The following is a 20,106-nucleotide window of genomic DNA, read 5'->3' as shown; positions in this document are numbered from 1 at the left end:
AAAAAAGTATTCGACCAATAGATGTAGTGAATAGCCTGTAGATTATGGCTTAGCTACCACCTCCGTGAACAACAGGAGGTTAAATAAGAAATGATAATTCTATGAAAACAATTCATAAAAACCTGTTTGAACTGTTAGAAAACAAAAGTATTCGTAGCAGTATTTGTGATGGAAAGTTTGGCATCGAAAAGGAAAATGTGCGTGTGGATAAAAACGGACGGATGGCGACCACGCCACATCCCAATATTCTGGGTGATAAGTTTAAACATCCTTATATCACGACTGACTTTTCAGAATCTCAAGTTGAGATGATTACCCCTCCCTTGGATAGTATTGAAGAGGTGCATGGGTTTTTGGAAACTTTGCATGATGTTGTTTCACAGAATATTGGTGACGAACTTTTATGGCCACAGTCATTACCTCCATTGTTGCCCAATGAGGAGGATATTCCCATAGCGCAATTCGGCGATAAGGGAGTTAGTAAGGAAAAATACCGAGAGGTTTTAGCACAACGTTATGGTCGTGAAAGACAAATGTTAACGGGGATTCATTATAATTTTTCTTTGTCAGATCGTCTGCTCAGAAAACTTGTGAAAATTTGCTGTCCCGATGGTGATGCTGAGGCATTCAGAGAAGCTTTGTATTTGAAGATGCTGCGTAATTTTATGCGATATCGTTGGTTTTTGGTTTGGCTTTTGGGCTCTAGTCCTGTGTCCGATCCTTCTTTTAAGATGAAGTCATTAAAAACGGGTGAGAGAAAGCAAGTAACTTGTGGTAACGCTGTATCAATTCGGACCAGTTCGGGAGGCTATAGAAATGAAGAAGAATTTTTTGTCGATTTCAATAGTCTGGATGGTTTTACAAAATCAGTTTCGAATTTGGTTGCCGAAGGAAGACTGGTTGGGGACGAGGAGCTTTATTTACCCATAAGGCTTAAGTTCGATGCAAATAAAGATATATCACATGTAGAGGTTCGTTTGCTGGATTTAAATCCATATGAGAAAGTGGGTATTTCAAAAGACAGCTTGTATCTGGTTCATCTGTTTTTATTGCATTGTTTATTTCGTTGCGAACCCGAAGTGTACGATGAAAAACAACAGATAATTGCAGCAAATAATCAGGATCTTGTGGCCTGTTATGGTTTGAAGTCAGAGCTGAAATTACACTCTTTCGAAGGAAACGATATTTCTGTTCAGGATTTTGGTCGTGAGATTTATAAGGAGATGCAGAATTTTATGACTGTTTCTCAATTGTCGGAGAATGCAGCTTATGTTTCAGCAATGAAATATTGTGAAAACCTACTGAATGGTTCTCTTGAAAGAACATCATTAAAAATTAGAGAGGATATTCATAAGAATGGTTTTATAGCATTTCATATGGATATGGCAAGGAAATATCAGGCTGATACAGAACTAAGCAGTTTCCGATTTCATGGATTTGAGAATTTGGAACTTTCAACTCAACTTCTTTTAAAAGCGGCATTGCGTCGGGGGGTTGAATTTGAAATTTTGGATCAGAATGAAAATTTTGTCCGTCTCAAGCAGGGAGATAAGGTTGAGTATGTGATGCAGGCGACTCGGACATCTCTGGATAATTACAGTTCGGTGCTTATGATGGAAAATAAGTTGGTTACCAAGACTATTCTGAAAGAATCAGGAATAAGTGTGCCGGGTGGAATGAATTATTTATCAAAAGAGAAGGCGCTTTCTGATTTTGAACTTTTTGAAGGTCGTGCTATTGTGATTAAACCGAAGTCCACCAATTTTGGTCTAGGTATTAGCATTCTGAAGGAAAATAATAGGGAAAAGGTTTATCAGCGAGCTGTTGAAATTGCCTTTGAACATGATAATAGTATTCTGATAGAAGATTTTGTTCCTGGAAGAGAGTTTCGATTTTTTGTCATGGGAGATCAGGTTGTGGGAATTCTACACCGTGTGCCCGCCAATGTTAAGGGAGATGGACAAAAATCTATACGCGAGTTGGTTGAGCTGAAAAATCAAGATCCGCTTCGGGGTAAAGGTTATGTGACACCGCTTGAAAAAATCAGTTTAGGGGAAGCCGAGGCTATGTTTTTAGCCGATCAGAACTTAACTTTTGATTCAGTTCCTGAAAAGGACGAGATTGTTTATTTAAGGGAGAACTCAAATATTAGTACGGGAGGCGATAGTATCGATTTTACAGATGATATCCATCAGTCGTATAAAGATATTGCAGTGAAAGCAACCCAGGCTTTAGATGTAGAAATCACAGGTTTGGATATGATGATTCTGGATGTGAACGCCGAGGCTACTGAGGAAAACTATGCAATAATTGAAATGAATTTCAATCCTGCCATCCATATTCACTGTTATCCTTACATCGGTAAGAACCGATATTTAAACGAGAAGGTTTTGGATGCTTTAGGATTCTAACTCTGCTTTAAAAATCACAGATGAGGTCAGGAAGTTGATGCTTGAATAAAGAATTTCCTTACCTGTGAGTAAAATATGTTATAGAACCAAAATGTTGTAGAATCATCTCATAAAACCCAGATCAAACTATATTATTGATTAAATTTGTGAGGCTGTACTTGGAAATACCATCCAAATATTGACTTAATTTAGATATAGACTATTCAAATTTTAAAGCAATAAAAATGTCCGATTTTAACTACCAAAAACCATTTCCTATTACAAAGGATACGACTAATTATCGATTATTGACCAAAGAATATGTGTCGACTATCGATGTTGATGGAAGAAAAATTCTAAAAGTAGATCCTAAGGGACTTGAAATGCTTTCGAAGCAGGCTTTCGCTGATGTTTCTTTTTATTTGCGTCCAGCGCATCTGGAGAAATTAAAAACAATTCTTGAAGATCCGGAAGCTTCAGATAACGATCGATTTGTTGCACATACCATGTTGCTAAACCAGGTGGTTGCTGCTGAAGGTGAATTACCAACTTGTCAGGATACAGGAACAGCTATTGTGGTTGCGAAAAAAGGTGAGGATGTTTATACAGGAACCGATGATGCCATGCATTTATCAAAAGGTGTATATGATACTTACCAGGAGCGTAATCTTCGTTATTCTCAGGTTGTGCCATTCAGTATGTTTGAAGAGAAAAATACGGGGAATAACTTGCCGGCACAAATTGATATTTATGCCAACCAAGGTAATGCTTATGAATTCCTATTCTTAACTAAAGGTGGTGGTTCTGGAAACAAGACCTTTTTGTATCAGCAAACTAAAGCTTTATTGAACGAAGAGAACTTGACGAAGTTTATTACCGAGAAGATTAAGGATTTGGGAACTTCTGCTTGTCCGCCATACCATTTAGCATTGGTTATTGGTGGAACTTCAGCTGAGGCGAATTTGGCAACAGTGAAAAAGGCATCAACTGGCTATTTCGATCATTTGCCAAACGAAGGTAATGAAGGAGGTCAGGCTTTCCGCGACCTGGAGTGGGAGAAAAAAGTTGTAGAGATTTGTCGCAATAGCGAGATTGGGGCTCAATTTGGAGGCAAGTATTTCGTTCACGATGTGAAAGTGATTCGTTTACCTCGTCATGCTGCGTCTTGTCCTGTTGGATTGGGTGTGAGTTGCTCGGCTGACAGAAACATCAAAGCAAAAATTAATGAAGATGGTATCTTTCTTGAACAATTGGAGAAAGAACCGATTAAATATTTACCTAAAGAGGCGCCACACTTAAAGGATGCAGTTGAGATCAATCTGGATCAGCCTATGGAAGATATCCGTAAGGAATTATCTAAATATCCGATTAAAACTCGCTTGAGTCTAAGTGGAACATTGATTGTCGCTCGTGATATTGCACATGCACAAATCAAGCAAATGCTTGACGAAGGTAAGGAGATGCCTGAATACTTTAAGAACCATCCTGTGTATTATGCAGGGCCAGCAAAAACGCCTAAAGGCATGCCTTCAGGTAGTTTCGGGCCAACTACAGCGGGCCGTATGGATTCATATGTTGATGTGTTCCAAAAAGTAGGCGGTTCTATGGTGATGGTGGCAAAAGGAAATCGTTCGAAAGCCGTAACTGATGCTTGTCATAGCAATGGAGGATTTTATTTGGGATCTATCGGTGGACCAGCAGCAGTATTGGCTAAAAACAGCATCAAATCGATTGAAGTGATTGATTTCCCTGAATTAGGAATGGAAGCGGTTCGTAAGATTCGTGTCGAAAACTTCCCTGCATTTATTATTGTAGATGATAAAGGGAATGACTTTTTTGCAAATCTTTAATCGTTTATGAAAAGATAGGGAATGAGCATTGGGCTGTTGAAATCGATGAATTTGTCAATAAATATTCGAATTTAATTCAATAATGATCATTCCTAAATCATAAATTAGCCTTATTTTTGATTCAGAAAAAACAAAACAGAACATTAAAAAAATAACAGTATGGCTCTTAATAAGAATGTAGAAGCGATCTTAAATAATCAGATAAATAAGGAATTTTGGTCAGCATATTTCTATTTGTCTATGTCAAATTACCTGAATGCGAATGGTATGCCAGGTTTTGCTAATTGGATGCATGTACAGTTTCAGGAAGAGATTTCTCATGCGCTTAAGATGCAATATTTTGTAAATGAAAGAGGTGGGCGAGTTATCCTTGAACCGATTACGGAAGTTCCTTCAGAGTGGGATGGTGTTTTAAATATTTATGAAGAAACCCTAAAGCATGAAGAAACAGTAACCGGTTTGATTAACGAATGTGTGAATGTTGCTATGGATGCAAGAGATCACGCAACCGTTAATTTCTTACAGTGGTTTGTTGATGAACAAGTTGAAGAAGAAGCGACTGTTGGAGAAATCATCGATCAATTGAAAATGTTTAATTGTCAGGGACAAGGCCTGTATATGATGGATAAAGAATTCAAAGCAAGAGTATTTGTTGATGCAACAAAGGCCTAATTGAATTTCAAATTTTAGAGTAAAGCCTGCTAGTTAATTCTAGCAGGCTTCTTTTTTGAATTAAGATTTACAGTTTTGTGTTTTAAGTTTAATTCAGCTTTATCCATTCAATTGTTTTTGTGTTTTATTCTTTCATTTTCAATAGAAAATTGGGATATATGAGATTTGGAGAAGTAATAATTTGATGTATATTGAGGCGTATTTGCTAATTATATGAAGGGTTAATCTTTGTTTTCGATTTCAATTTGAAAGCAGATTAATGGAAAATGATTACAAATCAAATTTACTGCAAACGTTTACTGAAATTGTATTTTTTTCTGCAAACGTTTGTTGAACTTCTAATCTGTAAATTTTAATTTATGAAAAAAATGGAATGGTTTAAACTGAAATTTCCCCTGATTCTTTGTTTGGGATTTTTATTTTTAATCAGTTGTTCAAAAGAATCTACTGAAGAACTGGAAGTGTCCCCATCTGGTGAAGTGGATTTATCCAACGGAACCAAATCGGTGGGCAATGCGAGTGTCATGATGCAAGCATTTTATTGGGATGTTCCTGCCGGAGGAAATTGGTGGAATACAGTAGATGCCAAAGTTGCTGACTGGGCCGATGCGGGATTTAATGCCATTTGGTTACCTCCAGCAGCTAAAGCACAGAATGGTACATTTTCAATGGGGTATGATCCATTTGACTATTTCGATTTTGGAGAGTATGATCAGATGGGATCTGTAGAAACGCGTTTCGGATCAACTACAGAACTAAAATCTCTTATTGGTACAGCTCACCAAAGTGGTTTGCAAGTTTATGCTGATATCGTTATCAATCACAATAGTGGCGGGGCATCAGAGGCTAATCCTTACACAGGGAATGATACATGGACCGATTTTCAACCAAAATCAGGCATGTTTAATCGTTCTTATGATGATTTTCATCCCAATGATATTGAAAACAACGATTTGGCAAAGTTTGGTGGTTTCCCCGATTTATGTCATAAGAAGACTAATGTGCAGAATTGGTTATGGAAAAATTCAAATTCTGTGGCTAAGTATTATAAAAATGAAATGGGCTTCGATGGTTGGCGTTTCGATTACGTAAAAGGGTTTGAACCTTGGGTTGTTAAGGAATGGAACGCTTCGGTAGGCGGTTTCTCAGTTGGTGAATTGTGGGATGGTAACGTTGATTATCTGAATTGGTGGGCAAATGAAGCAAACTCATCTGTATTCGATTTTGCCTGTTATTACGCAATGAATGATGCTTTTGATGGCAATGATCTGACAAAGTTGAATAACGATATGATGTGGAAGCGCAATGCTTTTAGAGCCGTGACTTTTGTAACCAATCATGATACCGATGAGATTTGGAATAAGAAATTGGCTTATGCTTACATTTTGACACATGAGGGATATCCTTGTGTTTTCTACCGCGATTATGAAGAGTGGCTGGATAAGGATATGATGAACAATCTGATTTGGATACACAATAATTTAGCTTCAGGAAGTACATCTATACTTTATGCCGATAATGATGAATACGTTGCACGCCGTAATGGATACAATGGTGCAGGTCTGATTGTTTATATAAATAATTCAGATAATTGGCAGGAAAGATGGGTTGAAACGAACTGGTCAAATACAACCATTAAGGATTATTCTGGGAATTCGAGTTGGGAGCCTGTTACCCAGAGTGGTAAGTGGGTAAAGATTCAGGTGCCACCAAAGGGATATTCTGTTTGGTCTGTTAAATAATTCAATTATAATGAAACTCTGTCTTAGTTGCTATGGCAGAGTTTCTTTTAAGAAAGCTTGAGATATGATAAAATACGTGTCCTTTTTATTACTGAGCTTATTATTTGTAAGTTCATGTAAAAAGAAGTCAGATTTTAAATTGCCGGAAAATCTACTCAAACATTATCCTATTGCATTCAATCAGGAAATGAAAGAATCGGTTAAGGGGATTAAATTGAGATCTGAATTCAGAGCAAATATCATGGGAGATACTTTGCTTTTTTATGCTGAAATAGATAACCAGACCTCAGAAGGTATTCGAATTCCATCCTATAAACTTGAGTTGAAAACTAAGGAAGGACACAGAAGTCATCCCGTAAATCAGAGTCAGGAGACTTTCATTCCTGCACACACTTCGAAAACGCTTTGTTTGAAATTTACACCAATAAATAACAGGTTCTTGTATTCCCGAACTGACTATAGGGGGGACTTGGATAGTTCGTATGCCTTGACGATAGATTATTTTAAGGGAAAATCAAAAGCCAAATGCCCAAGCCTGGCCATTAATTACAATGGAATTAAAGCTGGTAGAATTGATCTATCGATTTTAAGAAAAAACGATAAGTTTGCTTTTTTTGAAGTGGACAGGTCTAAGAAATACTCTGGCTTGGACATAAACGATAAGCTGAAAGCCAATGGTGAAGGACGAGATGTCCAATCGGGGACTGTCCATTTGTCTGAAACTGAGATGTTGATTGATGGCACAAACTACAGTGCAAAATTTTATACTTTGGACGAGAATCTTTATTTAAAGCTTAAGATAATCAATCATGGAAGAAAAGCCATTTATTTTCATCCGGACTTGTTGAGTTTAAGTGATAATGACGAAACGTATATGCCTAAATCTAAGGTTAAGGAGAAAGGTGATTATCTGATTCTGGATGATGGATCCTATGTGTTGAAAAAGGGGCAGCGATACGAGACCTTAATGAATTATGGTTCCTTTAAATCTCCTGATTTCACATTGAACTTATTATCAATGGTCGATTCTTTGAATAGCATGTATTCTAATTTGAAGATTCGTTTTAAGCGAACAAAGCATCAATAATTTTATTGTGTAGTGAAAAATAATATTTGTGAAATAATATAAACTCAACAGATATATTCTAGGTGTTTCAATAAAATTAATTACTTTTGGTTCCCATGGATATGAACAGGTATCTTATTGTCGTTTTTTCGGTGCTAACAGCGTGTGCATCGGCCGTTCCTAATGTTGATTATGAGGAACTGGTTGATGATGTGCAACGTTTTGCTGCTTGGTATGCCGATCATTCAGATAGTTTGGACGATTGTTATAATCTGCCTTTACTTGTTCCTACCCAAAATTCTTCGGATATTTCTGAAATCTATGCGGATAAAACTCCGAGTTTACCGCTGATTAAGAGATTACCCAAATTTCCACATTTAAATCCGGATAAGGCTCCTTTAACAGAACCTGTTTGTACTGGTGTTACAAAAGCAATTACGGCTTATAATTATCAGCACAAATCTATTTTTCTCACCGGATCCAATAGCATACGAGCTCCAGGTTTAGCCTAGTTTTTCGAAAATAATACAAATTTATTTGATTCAAGATTGAATTAAATATGATGTGTATGCTATTCATTGTAATTGCTGTTTCTTATGCCAATAGAATTTGGTGTTTGAAATCAATTACTTCATTTAGAAATCAATAGACAAATAAACAGATGGGTTTTGTAGATAAAACATTAGGTAAACTATTTGGTAACAAATCAGATAGAGACCTTAAAGAATTAGCTCCATATTTAACGAGCATTAAGAATGAGTATGAAAGAATTAAACAATTGGATATTGACGGCTTACGTGCCGAATCCCAATTGTTGAAAGAAAAAATTCAAGACTATATCAAGGCTGAAAAAGATGAAATTGCAGCTTTGAAAGAAAAAATTGAAGAAGGTTCTCTTGCGGTAAATGCCAAAGAAGAGATTTACGATAAAATAGATGTGATTGAGAAGACCATCGATGATAAAATCGAAGAGGTTCTGAATCAGATTTTACCAGCAGCTTTCTGTATTGTGAAGGAAACTGCTCGTCGATTCACAGAGAATGAAGAGATTGAAGTGACAGCAACACAATTTGATAGAGATTTGGCTGCCCGTGCTGATCATGTGCAAATAGAAGGAGATAAAGCTGTTTGGTTCAACTCCTGGAATGCCGGAGGAACTGACATTGTATGGAATATGGTTCACTACGATGTGCAGTTGATTGGTGGTATTGTTCTTCATCAAGGTAAAATTGCTGAGATGGCAACTGGTGAGGGTAAAACTCTTGTTGCAACGCTTCCTGTTTTCTTGAATGCTCTAACGGGGCGTGGTGTTCACGTTATTACTGTGAATGACTACCTGGCTAAACGTGACTCGGAGTGGATGGGACCTATTTACCAGTTCCATGGCTTATCAGTAGATTGTATCGATAAACATACACCAAATTCTGATGAGAGACGCGCTGCATATGCTTGCGATATTACCTTTGGTACCAATAACGAGTTCGGTTTCGATTATCTGCGTGATAATATGGCAACCAATCCTAAGGATTTGGTTCAGCGTCGTCACAACTATTCAATTGTCGATGAGGTTGACTCGGTTTTGGTTGATGATGCGCGTACACCATTGATTATTTCGGGTCCGATTCCAAGAGGAGAGCATCAGTTATACGATGAGTTGAAGCCTAAAGTACAGAAATTAGCTAAGGCTCAAAGCGACTTGGTAATGAGTATGTTTACCGATGCGAAGCGTTTATTAAAAAGTGAGGATAAGAAGGAGCAGGAAGAAGGAGCTAAGTTATTACTTAGAACCTACAAAGGGATGCCTAAAATGAAGCCCCTTATTAAGTTCTTAAGTGAACAAGGTAATAAGGCTTTATTGTTGAAAACTGAGAACTTCTATATGCAGGAGAATAACAAAAACATGCACATCATTACAGATGACTTGTATTTTGTTATCGATGAAAAACAAAACTCAATTGAGTTAACTGATATTGGTATCGATTTGATCAGTGGTGATACAGATGATGCTGCTTTCTTTGTACTTCCGGATATTGGATCTGAAGTTGCAGAGATTGAGAAATCGGATATGTCTGATGAAGAAAAACTGAAAACAAAGGATGAGATGATCCAAAGTTATGCAGTTAAATCGGAACGTGTACATACCGTGAATCAATTGCTTAAAGCCTATACACTTTTTGAGAAGGATGTGGAATACGTTCTTATGGATGGAAAAGTGAAGATTGTTGACGAGCAAACAGGTCGTATCATGGAAGGCCGTCGTTATTCTGATGGTTTGCATCAGGCAATTGAAGCCAAGGAAAGTGTGAAAGTTGAGGCTGCAACACAAACTTTTGCAACCATTACACTTCAGAATTATTTCAGAATGTACCACAAGCTTTCGGGTATGACGGGTACGGCTGAAACTGAAGCGGGTGAATTATGGGATATCTACAAGTTGGATGTGGTTGTGATTCCAACCAACCGTCCTATTGCCCGTGACGATAGAGAGGATTTGGTTTACAAGACAAAGCGTGAGAAGTATAATGCAGTTATCGACGAAATTGGCAATCTTGTTAATGCAGGTCGTCCTGTATTGGTGGGTACCACTTCAGTTGAAATTTCGGAGCTTTTGAGCCGAATGTTGAAACTAAGAGGTATTAAGCACAATGTACTGAATGCGAAATTGCACCAGCGTGAGGCAGATATTGTTGCTGAAGCAGGTCATAAAGGAACCGTTACCATTGCAACCAATATGGCGGGTCGTGGTACCGATATCAAATTAAGCGATGAGGTAAAAGCCGCAGGAGGTTTGGCTATCATCGGTACAGAGCGTCATGATTCACGTCGTGTCGACCGTCAGTTAAGAGGTCGTGCCGGTCGTCAGGGAGATGTTGGGTCTTCTCAATTCTTCGTTTCTTTGGAAGACGATTTGATGCGTTTGTTTAGTTCTGACCGTATTGTGAAGTTGATGGACAGAATGGGAATTGAGGATGGTGAAGTGATTTCACACTCTATGATTTCGAAATCAATTGAACGAGCACAGAAGAAAGTTGAAGAGAATAACTTCGGTATTCGTAAGCGTTTGCTTGAGTACGATGATGTGATGAACTCTCAGCGTGAGGTGATCTATAAGCGTCGTCGTCATGCTCTGTATGGAGAACGTATCCAGGTTGATATTGCAAATATGATGTTTGATGTTTGCGAAGCTCTGGTTAACGAATATTACGGTGGTGATTTCGAAGATTTCAAAATGGAATTAATTCGTATCCTTTCAGTAGAATCACCTGTTACAGCAGAGGAATTCATGAAAGAAAAACCTGAAGATATTTGTCAGAAACTCTATGAAGTCGTTCTGGATGTTCATAAGCGCAAGGTTGAAACCATCAGCAAGCAGGCTTATCCCGTTATAAAGGATGTTTATGAAAGTAAGGCTGAGATCTACGAAAATATCGTGGTTCCAATTTCTGACGGAACGAAGAATTTCCAAGTGGTTACCAATTTGAAAAAAGCTTACGAAACTGAGGCTGAAGAATTGGTTCGTTCTTATGAAAAAGTGGCTATTCTTGCAACCATTGACGATTCATGGAAGGAGCACTTGCGTGAGATGGATGACTTGAAACAATCAGTACAGAATGCGTCTTACGAGCAAAAAGATCCTTTATTGATTTATAAGTTTGAGTCTTTCAATCTGTTTAAGAGTATGATTGAGAATACCAACAAATCGGTCGTGTCTACTCTAATGAAAGGACATATTCCTTTACAGATGAATGATGAGGTGAGAGAGGCTAAAGAGCGCCGTCGCACAGATATGAGTAACCTTAGAACTTCGAAAGAAGATTTAAATAGCGATGGAGCTAAGAGAGAACCTAAGAAAGCTGAACCTGTACGTAATGTTCAGAAGGTTGGTCGTAACGAACCTTGTCCTTGTGGTTCTGGCAAGAAATTTAAGCAATGTCACGGTAAAGGAATACCAGCTTAAGGAATTTGTGAGAATTGGGACGATTCGTTTCTTCTCAATTCTCAGATTAAATATTTAATATCTAAAAAGTATGCTACTATCAATCCATTGGGATGTAGATCCTGAAATTTTTAAGATAGGACCGATAGCCGTAAGGTGGTATGGATTACTATTTGCACTCGGTTTTCTGTTGGGTTATCAACTTGTCGAACGAATGTTCAAAAAAGAAGGTATTCCTTTGGAATGGCTCGAGAAATTATTCATGTATACTCTAATAGCAACGGTGATCGGTGCGCGTTTAGGACATGTTTTTTTCTATGGGTGGGAATTTTATTCACAGCATCCTATCGAAATATTAAAAATTTGGCACGGTGGTTTAGCATCACATGGAGCGACAATAGGAATTCTGGCAGCACTCTATTTCTATTCGAAGAAAGTGAGCAAGAAATCCATTTTATGGGTGCTTGACAGGGTGGCAATTCCTGTAGCATTAGCCGGCTTTTTTATCCGTACAGGTAATTTAATGAATTCTGAGATTATCGGAACGCAGACTGATTTGCCTTGGGGATTTCAGTTTGTGAGAGCTTCAATTTATGAGCCATTGGCTCCACGTCATCCGGCTCAGTTATACGAAGCACTTTGCTACTTAACGAGTTTTGGTATTCTGATGTATATGTATTGGAAAACAAATGCGAAGGAATATGCCGGTCGTTTGGTTGGAACATTCTTTGTGCTGATTTTCACGGCTCGATTCTTTATCGAGTTTATTAAAGAGAATCAGGAAGCATTTGAAGAAGGAATGACTTTTAATATGGGGCAGTTGCTGAGTATACCTTTTATTTTGTTAGGGATTTATTTGGTTTACAATTCGTATCAGAAAAAGAAAATATAGTTCTGAAATTGAACAAAAGAAAATGGTCAGTATTTAAAGTACTGACCATTTTTAGTATCCGGCTATTGGGCATAATATTCACAGATTTTATTATATTTAACTTTCGAATCTAAATTATAACCTATGAATCAATCCAAATATATTTGTGTAAAATGTGGAAATATGGCTTATGAAACCGATGAGTTTCGTGCCACAGGAGGTGCATTTGCTAAAATATTCGATGTTCAAAACAAGAAATTTACGACCGTGACGTGTACGCGTTGTAAATACACCGAAATTTATAAGGGAACAACCAGTCAGTTGGGTAATATTTTTGATTTTTTCACGGGTTGATTTTATCAGTTTTTCTAATAAAGTGTAAATTTGGCTTTTTATAAGAATGATGTTTATGAATCAGAAGTTGAATCCATTGAAAGAGAATAGAATGCCCAAAGCTTTATTATTTGTTTGTTTAGGAAATATTTGTCGATCACCAAGTGCCGAAGCGGTTATGAATGCCGTAATAAAAAAGACTGGCAATGAAGCGAATTTAACTTGTGATTCTGCTGGTATTATTGGTCATCACGAGGGCGAAAGAGCGGATAGTCGAATGCGTGCTCATGCGGCTCGTCGTTCGTACGATTTGACTAGTATTTCACGTCAGTTTAAATATCAAACGGATTTTGATAAGTTCGATCTGATTATTGGGATGGATGATCAGAATATTTCAGATTTACAATCTCAGGCCCGTGATAAGGCCGATTTGAAGAAGATTGTTAAAATGACTGATTACTGTTCGAAATATACGCATTACAATACGGTTCCCGACCCATACTATGGGAGCGAAGCGGGTTTCGAGTTGGTTTTGGACTTACTTGAAGATGCTTGTGAAGGTTTGTTAAACGATCTGAATGGAAAACAATAGATCAATCATATCAAAAGTTGAAGATTGGGCAGGACAGAAGGTTGTGTCTGCAAGACCTGTGGGAGGTGGCTGCATCTCAAAATCTGAATTATTGACTTTTGAAAAAGGGAGCACCTGTTTTATAAAGACGGCTTGTTCTGCATCTGATGTTTTTGAGAAAGAAGCAAAGGGCTTGCAGGAGCTTAAAAAAGCGGGCTGTATTCGTGTTCCTGAAGTGCTCTTTGTTGATAAGGATTGTTTACTTTTGGAACAGATTCATATTGGAGAGCAAGGCTCTGATTTTTTCTCAAACTTTGGTCGTCAATTAGCTCGTTTACATCAGTATGGTGCCCTTCGCTTTGGTTTTCCTCAGGATAATTACATTGGGGCTACGCCTCAAATCAACACCTGCAATAAAGTTGAAGCGGAAAACTGGTGCGACTTTTATTACAACAAGCGATTGCTCTATCAATATAAATTAGCAGAGGAAAAAGGTTTGGCAGGAGAAGAACTGAAGAATGGCTTTATTCTTTTGGAAAATAGAATAGAAGAGATTTTAGAAGGGAGCGAAGAAAAACCAGCCTTACTTCACGGTGATTTATGGTCAGGGAATTTTCTTTGCGATTCACAATCAAAAGCGTGTTTAATTGACCCCGCTGTATATTACGGACATCGCGAAGCCGAATTGGCCATGACAAGACTCTTTGGTGGTTTTCATGCCAGTTTTTATTCCGCCTATCAGAAAAGCTACCCCCTTCCTCAGGGCTACGACTATCGTCAAAACATTTACATGCTTTATCATGTTCTCAATCATCTTAATTTATTTGGGACAAGTTACTACGGGCAGGCTGTGAAATTGCTCTGGTCATACCTCGATTAAGTGAAATTTTCTTGTTTTCTCCTCAATATTTCATTTCGTATCTATTATGGAATTAAATCAGTCATAATGCCTTAAAGTCTGCTTAAACATTCATCTAAAATAAAAAACGATTTTCTTGTCTTTATATATAGACAAAGAGGCTTGAAATGACTAGATTTGCAGCATATTCATATAAGTAAGATGGAAGAAATTCAAGATATATTATCAAAAGCTAAGTTACAATTTGAAGCAGAAGAGTTTCAGTCAGCACTTAGCGATTATCAGAAGATTACTGATTTGGACTCAAATCATGTAGAGGCCAATTTCATGATTGGCGAAATTCATCACCAGCTTGGCGATTTAGCAAGGGCTTTGAGTTTTTATATCAAGGTGATTGATATTCAACCTGAACATCCTAAAGCAAATGTGAAGATTGAGATGATTAATACCATTCTTGATTATTTTAATAAGGATATGCATAATCCTTAAACAATATTTATCTAAAACAGATAAATATTGTGCAAAATGGAGTGTCGTTTGTATCTGGTTTAATAGGATGTTAATGTCTGAAATTAAAAGATTTAGGGTTTTTTAACTAATTTTGGTTCTTTCTGAATAGTTAAAGGAATTCTGATTTATAGTTATTTTTCGGTAATTAATTATATATTTGGTAGGACTCAAATCCAAAACCAGAACCCGTTTTTATAGCGAAGAACTCAAAATTAGATTAATTTATGTCATCGCAAATAAGAGAGAATTTACAAAAATTTTTCGTTTTAGGTGTTTCATACCGTAAAACAGCACTGGATGTAAGAGGGCGATTTTCATTGACTCAAATGGATCAGGAAGCTTTACTTCGAGATGCAAAAGAATCCGGAGTTGAAGGACTAATCGTTTTATCCACCTGCAACAGAACAGAAGTTTATGCCCACAGTTCAGAAATGGATTTGGTAAAGAAACTTTTTTTGAACTACTGCAAAGGAAGCGAAAAAGATTTTCGGTATAATGGTTATACCATTCAGGGTAGCGAATGTATTAAGCATCTTTATCATGTGTGTTCCGGAATCGATTCGCAAATTGTTGGTGATTTTCAGATTGTAGGACAGGTGAAAAATGCTTACCAATTATCTGAGAGCTATCAGATGATTAATTCTTTTCTTAATCGATTATTTTCATTTGTATTTAAGGCCAGTAAGAAAATTAAAAATGAAACGGATTTAAGCCGTGGGGCTGCCTCTGTTTCTCATGCTGCTGTACAGTACATTAAAGATAAGGTGTCGGATTTGGAGTCAGCAAACTATTTGCTTTTTGGGACAGGTGAGATTGGAAAAGATACCTGTAGCAATTTGGTAAAACACATGGCGAATCGCTCACTGACATTAGTGAACCGAAATGTGGAGAGAGCCGAAGCTTTAGCCAAAAAATTCGATATTAATTATCGAGCTATGTCGCACTTAGCTGAAGAAGTTAATAAGGCCGAAGTGATTATTGTAGCGACAGGAGCCCCTCATCCAACCTTACTGTTGGAGCATTTTGAGAATACGACAGATTGTAAGTTAATTCTTGATTTATCGGTACCTCGTAATGTTGATACCGCAATTGATTCTCTTGAAAATGTTTTGGTTATTTCTGTTGATGAACTTTCAGAACAAACATCTGAAGCTATGCAGCAGCGTTTAACCTGTATCCCTCAAGCTGAAGAAATTATTGATGATTCGATGCGTGAGTTTTATGGCTGGTTGGAGATTACGTTCTTGTCGCCCGTTATTGTCGCTCTTAAGGATAATTTGAATAAAATTCGTGATAAGGAATTGGAATATCATCGCACAAAAATGAGTGATGAGGAGTTGAAACGTGTGGAAAAAATCACATCAAATCTGATGAATAAGATTGCCAGAGCCTGTATCAGTCACTTAAAAGATCATCATAAAACACAGTCGAGTCCAATGGAAACTTTGAATATGATTTTCCAGGAACCTGAATCAAAATAAAGCGTTTTTTATTAAAATATTGAGCCGTATAAACATGTTTATATGGCTTTTTTTTTACACCTTAGGTGAACGAAAAAAAAGACGATTTTTTATTGTAAAAAGATCCGTCTGTTTTACATTCATCAACGACCATAAAAGCGAAAATAGCTCGTTTAAAATGGTGAAAACAATAAAGTTTGTCTATGTCCCCAAAGAAGAAATTAATCGTTGCAACCCGTCCAAGCCTGCTGGCATATACTCAAACCATGCAAACTGTAGAACTTCTGCAGAAGGCTAATCCGGATATCGAATTTGAAGTTAAAAAATTTAGCACTCAAGGTGATCGCGTTTTGAATCGCTCATTAACCGAATTTGGAACGACCGGTTTGTTTGTAAAAGAACTTGAGCATGCACTTCTGGAAGGTGAGGCAGACATTGCGGTTCACAGTTTAAAAGATGTGCCTAGTTTTCATCCTAAAGGATTAAAATTAGTTGCATATCCGGAACGGGAAGATTCTCGTGATGCGTTTCTGACTCGGGATGGACAACTGATTGAAGACATGCCTGAAGGTTTTGTCTTGGGAACAGGTAGCCCTCGTCGACGAGTACAGTTGGCGCATATCCGTCCCGATATTGTATTCAAAGATATTCGAGGTAATATCGATACCCGTAAGCAAAAGTTAATGGATGGCGAATACGATGCAATTATACTAGCTGCTGCTGGTATGAACCGTATGGGAAAATCCGCCAGCGAAGATTGCCTAATGGATGTGGATATGTGTATTCCTGCCATTGGACAGGGGGCTATTGCCATCGAAACCAGATCTGATGATGCTGAAACCATTGCCAGAGTTGCCAGGGTAAACCACAAACCAACGGAGCTTGCAGTATTGGCAGAGCGTGCTTTTATGGCTGAAATTGAAGGAGGCTGTAAATTTCCTTTGGCAGCTCATGCTGTTGTTGATGGCAATCTCCTGAATATGATTGCCATTGTTGGCGATCTTCAATCAGGCGATTTCATTGTCGAGAGTATCGAAGTTCCTGTTGAGGACTCCGTTGCTAAATCTACAGACTTGGCTCAGAAAATGAAAGCGATTTGTGCTGAAAAAGGCATCAATTTTTATCAGTAAAAAAAAAATAAAATTAATAATCTGACTCATTAAATTCAGATATATAAACATACTTATAACCTATAAACACTATTTATAATATGAGTTTACGTCCATTATTTCCTCAGACACGACTAAGAAGAAATCGTTACAGCAAAGTTGTACGTGATATGGTTGCCGAAACCTCGCTATCAACAGCTGATTTAATTATGCCTCTTTTTGTGTGTCCGGGTGAGAAGGTTAAAAACCCAATCAAATCAATGCCAGGTAACGATCAGTTATCGGTTGATTTATTGGTAGAAAAATGTAAGGATCTATACGCTTCAGGAGTTAAATCTGTTTTGCTTTTTGGTATTCCGGAGTCGAAAGACGAAGATGGAACAGTGGCGACACACGAACATGGTATTGTTCAGAAGGCAACTCGTGCGATTAAGGAGGTATTGCCGGAAATGTATATCATTGCTGATATCTGTAACTGCGAATACACCACTCACGGGCATTGCGGAACCATTATCGATGGAGATGTGGACAACGACAGTACTTTGGTAACACTTTCGGCACAGGCTGTATCATTGGCTGAGGCTGGTGTTGATATGGTCGCCCCAAGTGATATGATGGATGGTCGTATTGGTCATATGCGTGCAGCTTTGGATGAGAATTGCTTCGATAAAATTCCAATCATGGCTTATTCAGCTAAATATGCATCCGGATTTTATGGTCCTTTTAGAGATGCGGCGGATTCTGCCCCTCAGTTTGGCGACAGAAGCACGTATCAGATGGATCCACGTAACAGCGACGAAGCGATTCGTGAAGTTGAGATGGATATTGCTGAGGGTGCTGATATTGTCATGGTAAAACCAGCTTTGAGTTACCTGGATGTGATTTACCGTACAAAGCATGAGTTTAATACACCTGTTGCTGCTTATAACGTAAGTGGTGAATTCTCTATGGTGAAAGCGGCTCAGGAAAGAGACTGGATTGATGGCAACCGTGTGATGATGGAGATTATGACATCGATTAAACGTGCCGGTGCGGATATTATTATCACGTACCATGCTCAGGAAGTTGCTGAGATTTTAAACAAGAGATAAATTTAAGTTTTCTGTTATCGGTTTTCAATTGCCCGCTTGCATAAGCGATAAATTTTTGACAACTGATAACTTTTGATAACCGATGACTAATTATATGACAAATTCAATTTTTCTAGATACAATCAATGGCATTAAGCGCGAGCGACCACCTGTGTGGTTCATGCGCCAGGCCGGACGTGTTTTGCCTTCGTACATGAAACTGCGTGAAAGCTATGGTTTCAAACATATGATGGAGGAGCCTAAGTTAGCAGCAGAAGTCACTTTGCTTCCTGTTCACGATTTGGGTGTTGATGCGGCCATTCTCTTTTCGGATATTCTTGTTATTCCTGAAGCCTTAGGCATGGAATTGAGTTTCGAAGGTAAGGGGCCTACGTTTAAAACAGCCCTAAAGGATGTGGAAGATCCCTTGCATTTTCTGACGGATATGCCTGAGCGATTGGAGCATATTTATCAGGCAATCGATCAGATTTTGGCAACCAAACCAGCAGAAATTCCTTTGATTGGTTTCTGCGGAGGACCATTGACCACATTGTGTTATATGTTCCAGGGATTTAGCCAGAACCTGAATTTTCCTGACTTTGTGCCTGCGATTTATCGCGATAAATCAACCATGAAAAAGTTGGTGACCCGTATTACTGAAATGAGTATTCATTATGCACTCAAGCAAGTAGAACATGGGGTACAGGCTTTTCAATTGTTCGAAACGCATGCCGGTTTGATTCCTATTGAATTGTACAAAGAGGTGTTTCTACCATCGGTAAAAGCAATACTGGGTGCGGTGCGTACAAAAGGCGTTAAGACTATTTATCTGCCTAAAGGCTTGGGAACAGGTATCAATATGGTAAACTATGATTTGTGCGACTGTGTGAGTGTCGATTGGCAAACACCATTGCACGAAGTACGTCCTATTGTAGGAGAGGAGATGATTCTTCAGGGGAATTTCGATCCTAGAATCCTGCTTGCCGATAAAAAGGCGATTGATCAGGAATTTGAATACTATTTGAACTATGGTCGTAAAGATCACAAGTGGATTTTCAATCTGGGACATGGTTTATTGCCAAACATCCCTGTTGAGAATGTTCAATATCTCATTGATAAAGTAAAAACATCTGATTGGGGAAGATAAGCTCTCTTAAGGATAATAATACAAAGCCGACTTTTGCGAGTCGGCTTTTATTTTGGCATTAACTGACAAATTTGTATTTATTGAGTATTCACTAATAAGCTGATGATTAGTGTTACTTACGCATTAAACAGTTTTCTGGATTCTTTAATATCTGCCATGTTTTTAATAGCCCAGTTTGTCAAATTGTTAATGTGAAAAAGTAAGGATTTTCCTCTCTCGGTAATTTCATATTCCACTTTGGGTGGAACCTGTGGGAATATGGTACGTTTAATTAAGCCATCAGCTTCGAGAGATCGTAGCGTAACGGTCAGCATTTTTTGCGATATATCGGGTATTGTTTTATTCAGCTCATTAAATCTCATTTTTTCAACTTCACCCAAAACCATCATTACTAGTATCGACCACTTGTCTCCCAAGTGGTCTAAGACCCCTCTTACAGGGCAATTTTCCGTAATCGAAAATTTTTCCAAATTATTTTCCATCTTATCAAATTGATTTTCAACAATAGTTTCCTCAGAG

General features: G+C 37.9%; 17 protein-coding genes. 16 read left to right on the top strand and 1 reads right to left on the bottom strand.

Going from position 1 to position 20,106, the window contains the following annotated elements; all coding sequences use genetic code 11:
* Positions 1-101: 101 nt before the first annotated feature.
* The 16 genes from gshAB (at position 102) to hemE (ending at position 19,587) form a co-directional block, all read left to right on the top strand.
* Entirely contained in the window at positions 102-2,411 is a 2,310-nt protein-coding gene (gene gshAB / locus EV201_RS03350) for a bifunctional glutamate--cysteine ligase GshA/glutathione synthetase GshB (protein WP_130305983.1), read from the top strand.
* Between the two features lie 224 nt (positions 2,412-2,635).
* The gene (locus EV201_RS03345) at positions 2,636-4,240 is read left to right on the top strand and encodes a fumarate hydratase (RefSeq protein ID WP_130305982.1); all 1,605 of its coding nucleotides are present in this window, start codon (positions 2,636-2,638) and stop codon (positions 4,238-4,240) included.
* A 159-nt stretch (positions 4,241-4,399) separates the two neighbouring features.
* Positions 4,400-4,912, top strand: coding sequence for a ferritin (locus EV201_RS03340; RefSeq protein ID WP_130305981.1), 513 nt, complete (start codon positions 4,400-4,402; stop codon positions 4,910-4,912).
* Positions 4,913-5,271: 359 nt separating this feature from the next.
* Positions 5,272-6,654 (top strand): alpha-amylase, encoded by a 1,383-nt coding sequence (locus tag EV201_RS03335; protein ID WP_130305980.1) that lies wholly within the window; start codon positions 5,272-5,274, stop codon positions 6,652-6,654.
* A gap of 64 nt (positions 6,655-6,718) precedes the next feature.
* Complete coding sequence (locus tag EV201_RS03330) at positions 6,719-7,741, top strand: hypothetical protein (protein ID WP_130305979.1); 1,023 nt, start codon at positions 6,719-6,721, stop codon at positions 7,739-7,741.
* A gap of 101 nt (positions 7,742-7,842) precedes the next feature.
* Positions 7,843-8,232 (top strand): hypothetical protein, encoded by a 390-nt coding sequence (locus EV201_RS03325; RefSeq protein WP_130305978.1) that lies wholly within the window; start codon positions 7,843-7,845, stop codon positions 8,230-8,232.
* A 149-nt stretch (positions 8,233-8,381) separates the two neighbouring features.
* Positions 8,382-11,678, top strand: coding sequence for a preprotein translocase subunit SecA (gene secA, locus EV201_RS03320; RefSeq protein ID WP_130305977.1), 3,297 nt, complete (start codon positions 8,382-8,384; stop codon positions 11,676-11,678).
* A 70-nt stretch (positions 11,679-11,748) separates the two neighbouring features.
* Positions 11,749-12,549: a prolipoprotein diacylglyceryl transferase gene (gene lgt, locus EV201_RS03315; protein ID WP_130305976.1), complete on the top strand. Its 801-nt coding sequence runs from the start codon at positions 11,749-11,751 to the stop codon at positions 12,547-12,549.
* A gap of 123 nt (positions 12,550-12,672) precedes the next feature.
* A complete protein-coding gene (locus EV201_RS03310) occupies positions 12,673-12,882 on the top strand; it encodes a zinc ribbon domain-containing protein (protein ID WP_130305975.1) in 210 nt (69 codons plus the stop codon).
* A 55-nt stretch (positions 12,883-12,937) separates the two neighbouring features.
* A complete protein-coding gene (locus EV201_RS03305) occupies positions 12,938-13,453 on the top strand; it encodes a low molecular weight protein-tyrosine-phosphatase (RefSeq protein ID WP_130305974.1) in 516 nt (171 codons plus the stop codon).
* Positions 13,440-14,312 (top strand): fructosamine kinase family protein, encoded by an 873-nt coding sequence (locus EV201_RS03300; RefSeq protein ID WP_130305973.1) that lies wholly within the window; start codon positions 13,440-13,442, stop codon positions 14,310-14,312. Before EV201_RS03305 ends, EV201_RS03300 begins: the two co-directional genes overlap by 14 nt.
* Positions 14,313-14,492: 180 nt before the next feature.
* A complete protein-coding gene (locus tag EV201_RS03295) occupies positions 14,493-14,780 on the top strand; it encodes a tetratricopeptide repeat protein (RefSeq protein WP_130305972.1) in 288 nt (95 codons plus the stop codon).
* A gap of 245 nt (positions 14,781-15,025) precedes the next feature.
* Positions 15,026-16,282 carry a glutamyl-tRNA reductase gene (gene hemA / locus EV201_RS03290; protein ID WP_130305971.1) on the top strand — a complete coding sequence of 419 codons (1,257 nt, stop codon included), beginning with the start codon at positions 15,026-15,028 and terminating at the stop codon, positions 16,280-16,282.
* Positions 16,283-16,464: 182 nt separating this feature from the next.
* The gene (gene hemC, locus EV201_RS03285; protein WP_130305970.1) at positions 16,465-17,391 is read left to right on the top strand and encodes a hydroxymethylbilane synthase; all 927 of its coding nucleotides are present in this window, start codon (positions 16,465-16,467) and stop codon (positions 17,389-17,391) included.
* A gap of 80 nt (positions 17,392-17,471) precedes the next feature.
* Positions 17,472-18,461, top strand: a complete 990-nt coding sequence (gene hemB, locus EV201_RS03280; protein ID WP_130305969.1) for a porphobilinogen synthase — start codon at positions 17,472-17,474, stop codon at positions 18,459-18,461.
* A gap of 94 nt (positions 18,462-18,555) precedes the next feature.
* Positions 18,556-19,587, top strand: a complete 1,032-nt coding sequence (gene hemE / locus EV201_RS03275) for a uroporphyrinogen decarboxylase (RefSeq protein WP_130305968.1) — start codon at positions 18,556-18,558, stop codon at positions 19,585-19,587.
* 116 nt (positions 19,588-19,703) lie between these two features.
* Here hemE and EV201_RS03270 read toward each other — a convergent pair whose 3' ends face one another.
* Positions 19,704-20,069, bottom strand: coding sequence for a winged helix-turn-helix transcriptional regulator (locus tag EV201_RS03270; RefSeq protein WP_130305967.1), 366 nt, complete (start codon positions 20,067-20,069; stop codon positions 19,704-19,706).
* Between the last annotated feature and the right edge of the window lie 37 nt (positions 20,070-20,106).

Source organism: Ancylomarina subtilis (assembly GCF_004217115.1).
Lineage (GTDB): Bacteria > Bacteroidota > Bacteroidia > Bacteroidales > Marinifilaceae > Ancylomarina > Ancylomarina subtilis.
Note: the sequence above shows the minus strand (reverse complement) of the source record. Positions and strands in the feature narration are given on the sequence as shown.

Excerpts from the sequence above, each read along its gene's own strand:
- secA (WP_130305977.1), top strand. The coding sequence starts at position 8,382 with ATGGGTTTTGTAGATAAAACATTAGGTAAACTATTTGGTAACAAATCA.
- EV201_RS03340 (WP_130305981.1), top strand. The coding sequence starts at position 4,400 with ATGGCTCTTAATAAGAATGTAGAAGCGATCTTAAATAATCAGATAAAT.
- lgt (WP_130305976.1), top strand. The coding sequence starts at position 11,749 with ATGCTACTATCAATCCATTGGGATGTAGATCCTGAAATTTTTAAGATA.
- gshAB (WP_130305983.1), top strand. The coding sequence starts at position 102 with ATGAAAACAATTCATAAAAACCTGTTTGAACTGTTAGAAAACAAAAGT.
- EV201_RS03305 (WP_130305974.1), top strand. The coding sequence starts at position 12,938 with ATGAATCAGAAGTTGAATCCATTGAAAGAGAATAGAATGCCCAAAGCT.
- hemE (WP_130305968.1), top strand. The coding sequence starts at position 18,556 with ATGACAAATTCAATTTTTCTAGATACAATCAATGGCATTAAGCGCGAG.
- EV201_RS03310 (WP_130305975.1), top strand. The coding sequence starts at position 12,673 with ATGAATCAATCCAAATATATTTGTGTAAAATGTGGAAATATGGCTTAT.
- hemC (WP_130305970.1), top strand. The coding sequence starts at position 16,465 with ATGTCCCCAAAGAAGAAATTAATCGTTGCAACCCGTCCAAGCCTGCTG.
- EV201_RS03295 (WP_130305972.1), top strand. The coding sequence starts at position 14,493 with ATGGAAGAAATTCAAGATATATTATCAAAAGCTAAGTTACAATTTGAA.
- hemB (WP_130305969.1), top strand. The coding sequence starts at position 17,472 with ATGAGTTTACGTCCATTATTTCCTCAGACACGACTAAGAAGAAATCGT.
- EV201_RS03345 (WP_130305982.1), top strand. The coding sequence starts at position 2,636 with ATGTCCGATTTTAACTACCAAAAACCATTTCCTATTACAAAGGATACG.
- EV201_RS03335 (WP_130305980.1), top strand. The coding sequence starts at position 5,272 with ATGAAAAAAATGGAATGGTTTAAACTGAAATTTCCCCTGATTCTTTGT.
- EV201_RS03270 (WP_130305967.1), bottom strand. The coding sequence starts at position 20,069 with ATGGAAAATAATTTGGAAAAATTTTCGATTACGGAAAATTGCCCTGTA.
- hemA (WP_130305971.1), top strand. The coding sequence starts at position 15,026 with ATGTCATCGCAAATAAGAGAGAATTTACAAAAATTTTTCGTTTTAGGT.
- EV201_RS03300 (WP_130305973.1), top strand. The coding sequence starts at position 13,440 with ATGGAAAACAATAGATCAATCATATCAAAAGTTGAAGATTGGGCAGGA.
- EV201_RS03330 (WP_130305979.1), top strand. The coding sequence starts at position 6,719 with ATGATAAAATACGTGTCCTTTTTATTACTGAGCTTATTATTTGTAAGT.
- EV201_RS03325 (WP_130305978.1), top strand. The coding sequence starts at position 7,843 with ATGAACAGGTATCTTATTGTCGTTTTTTCGGTGCTAACAGCGTGTGCA.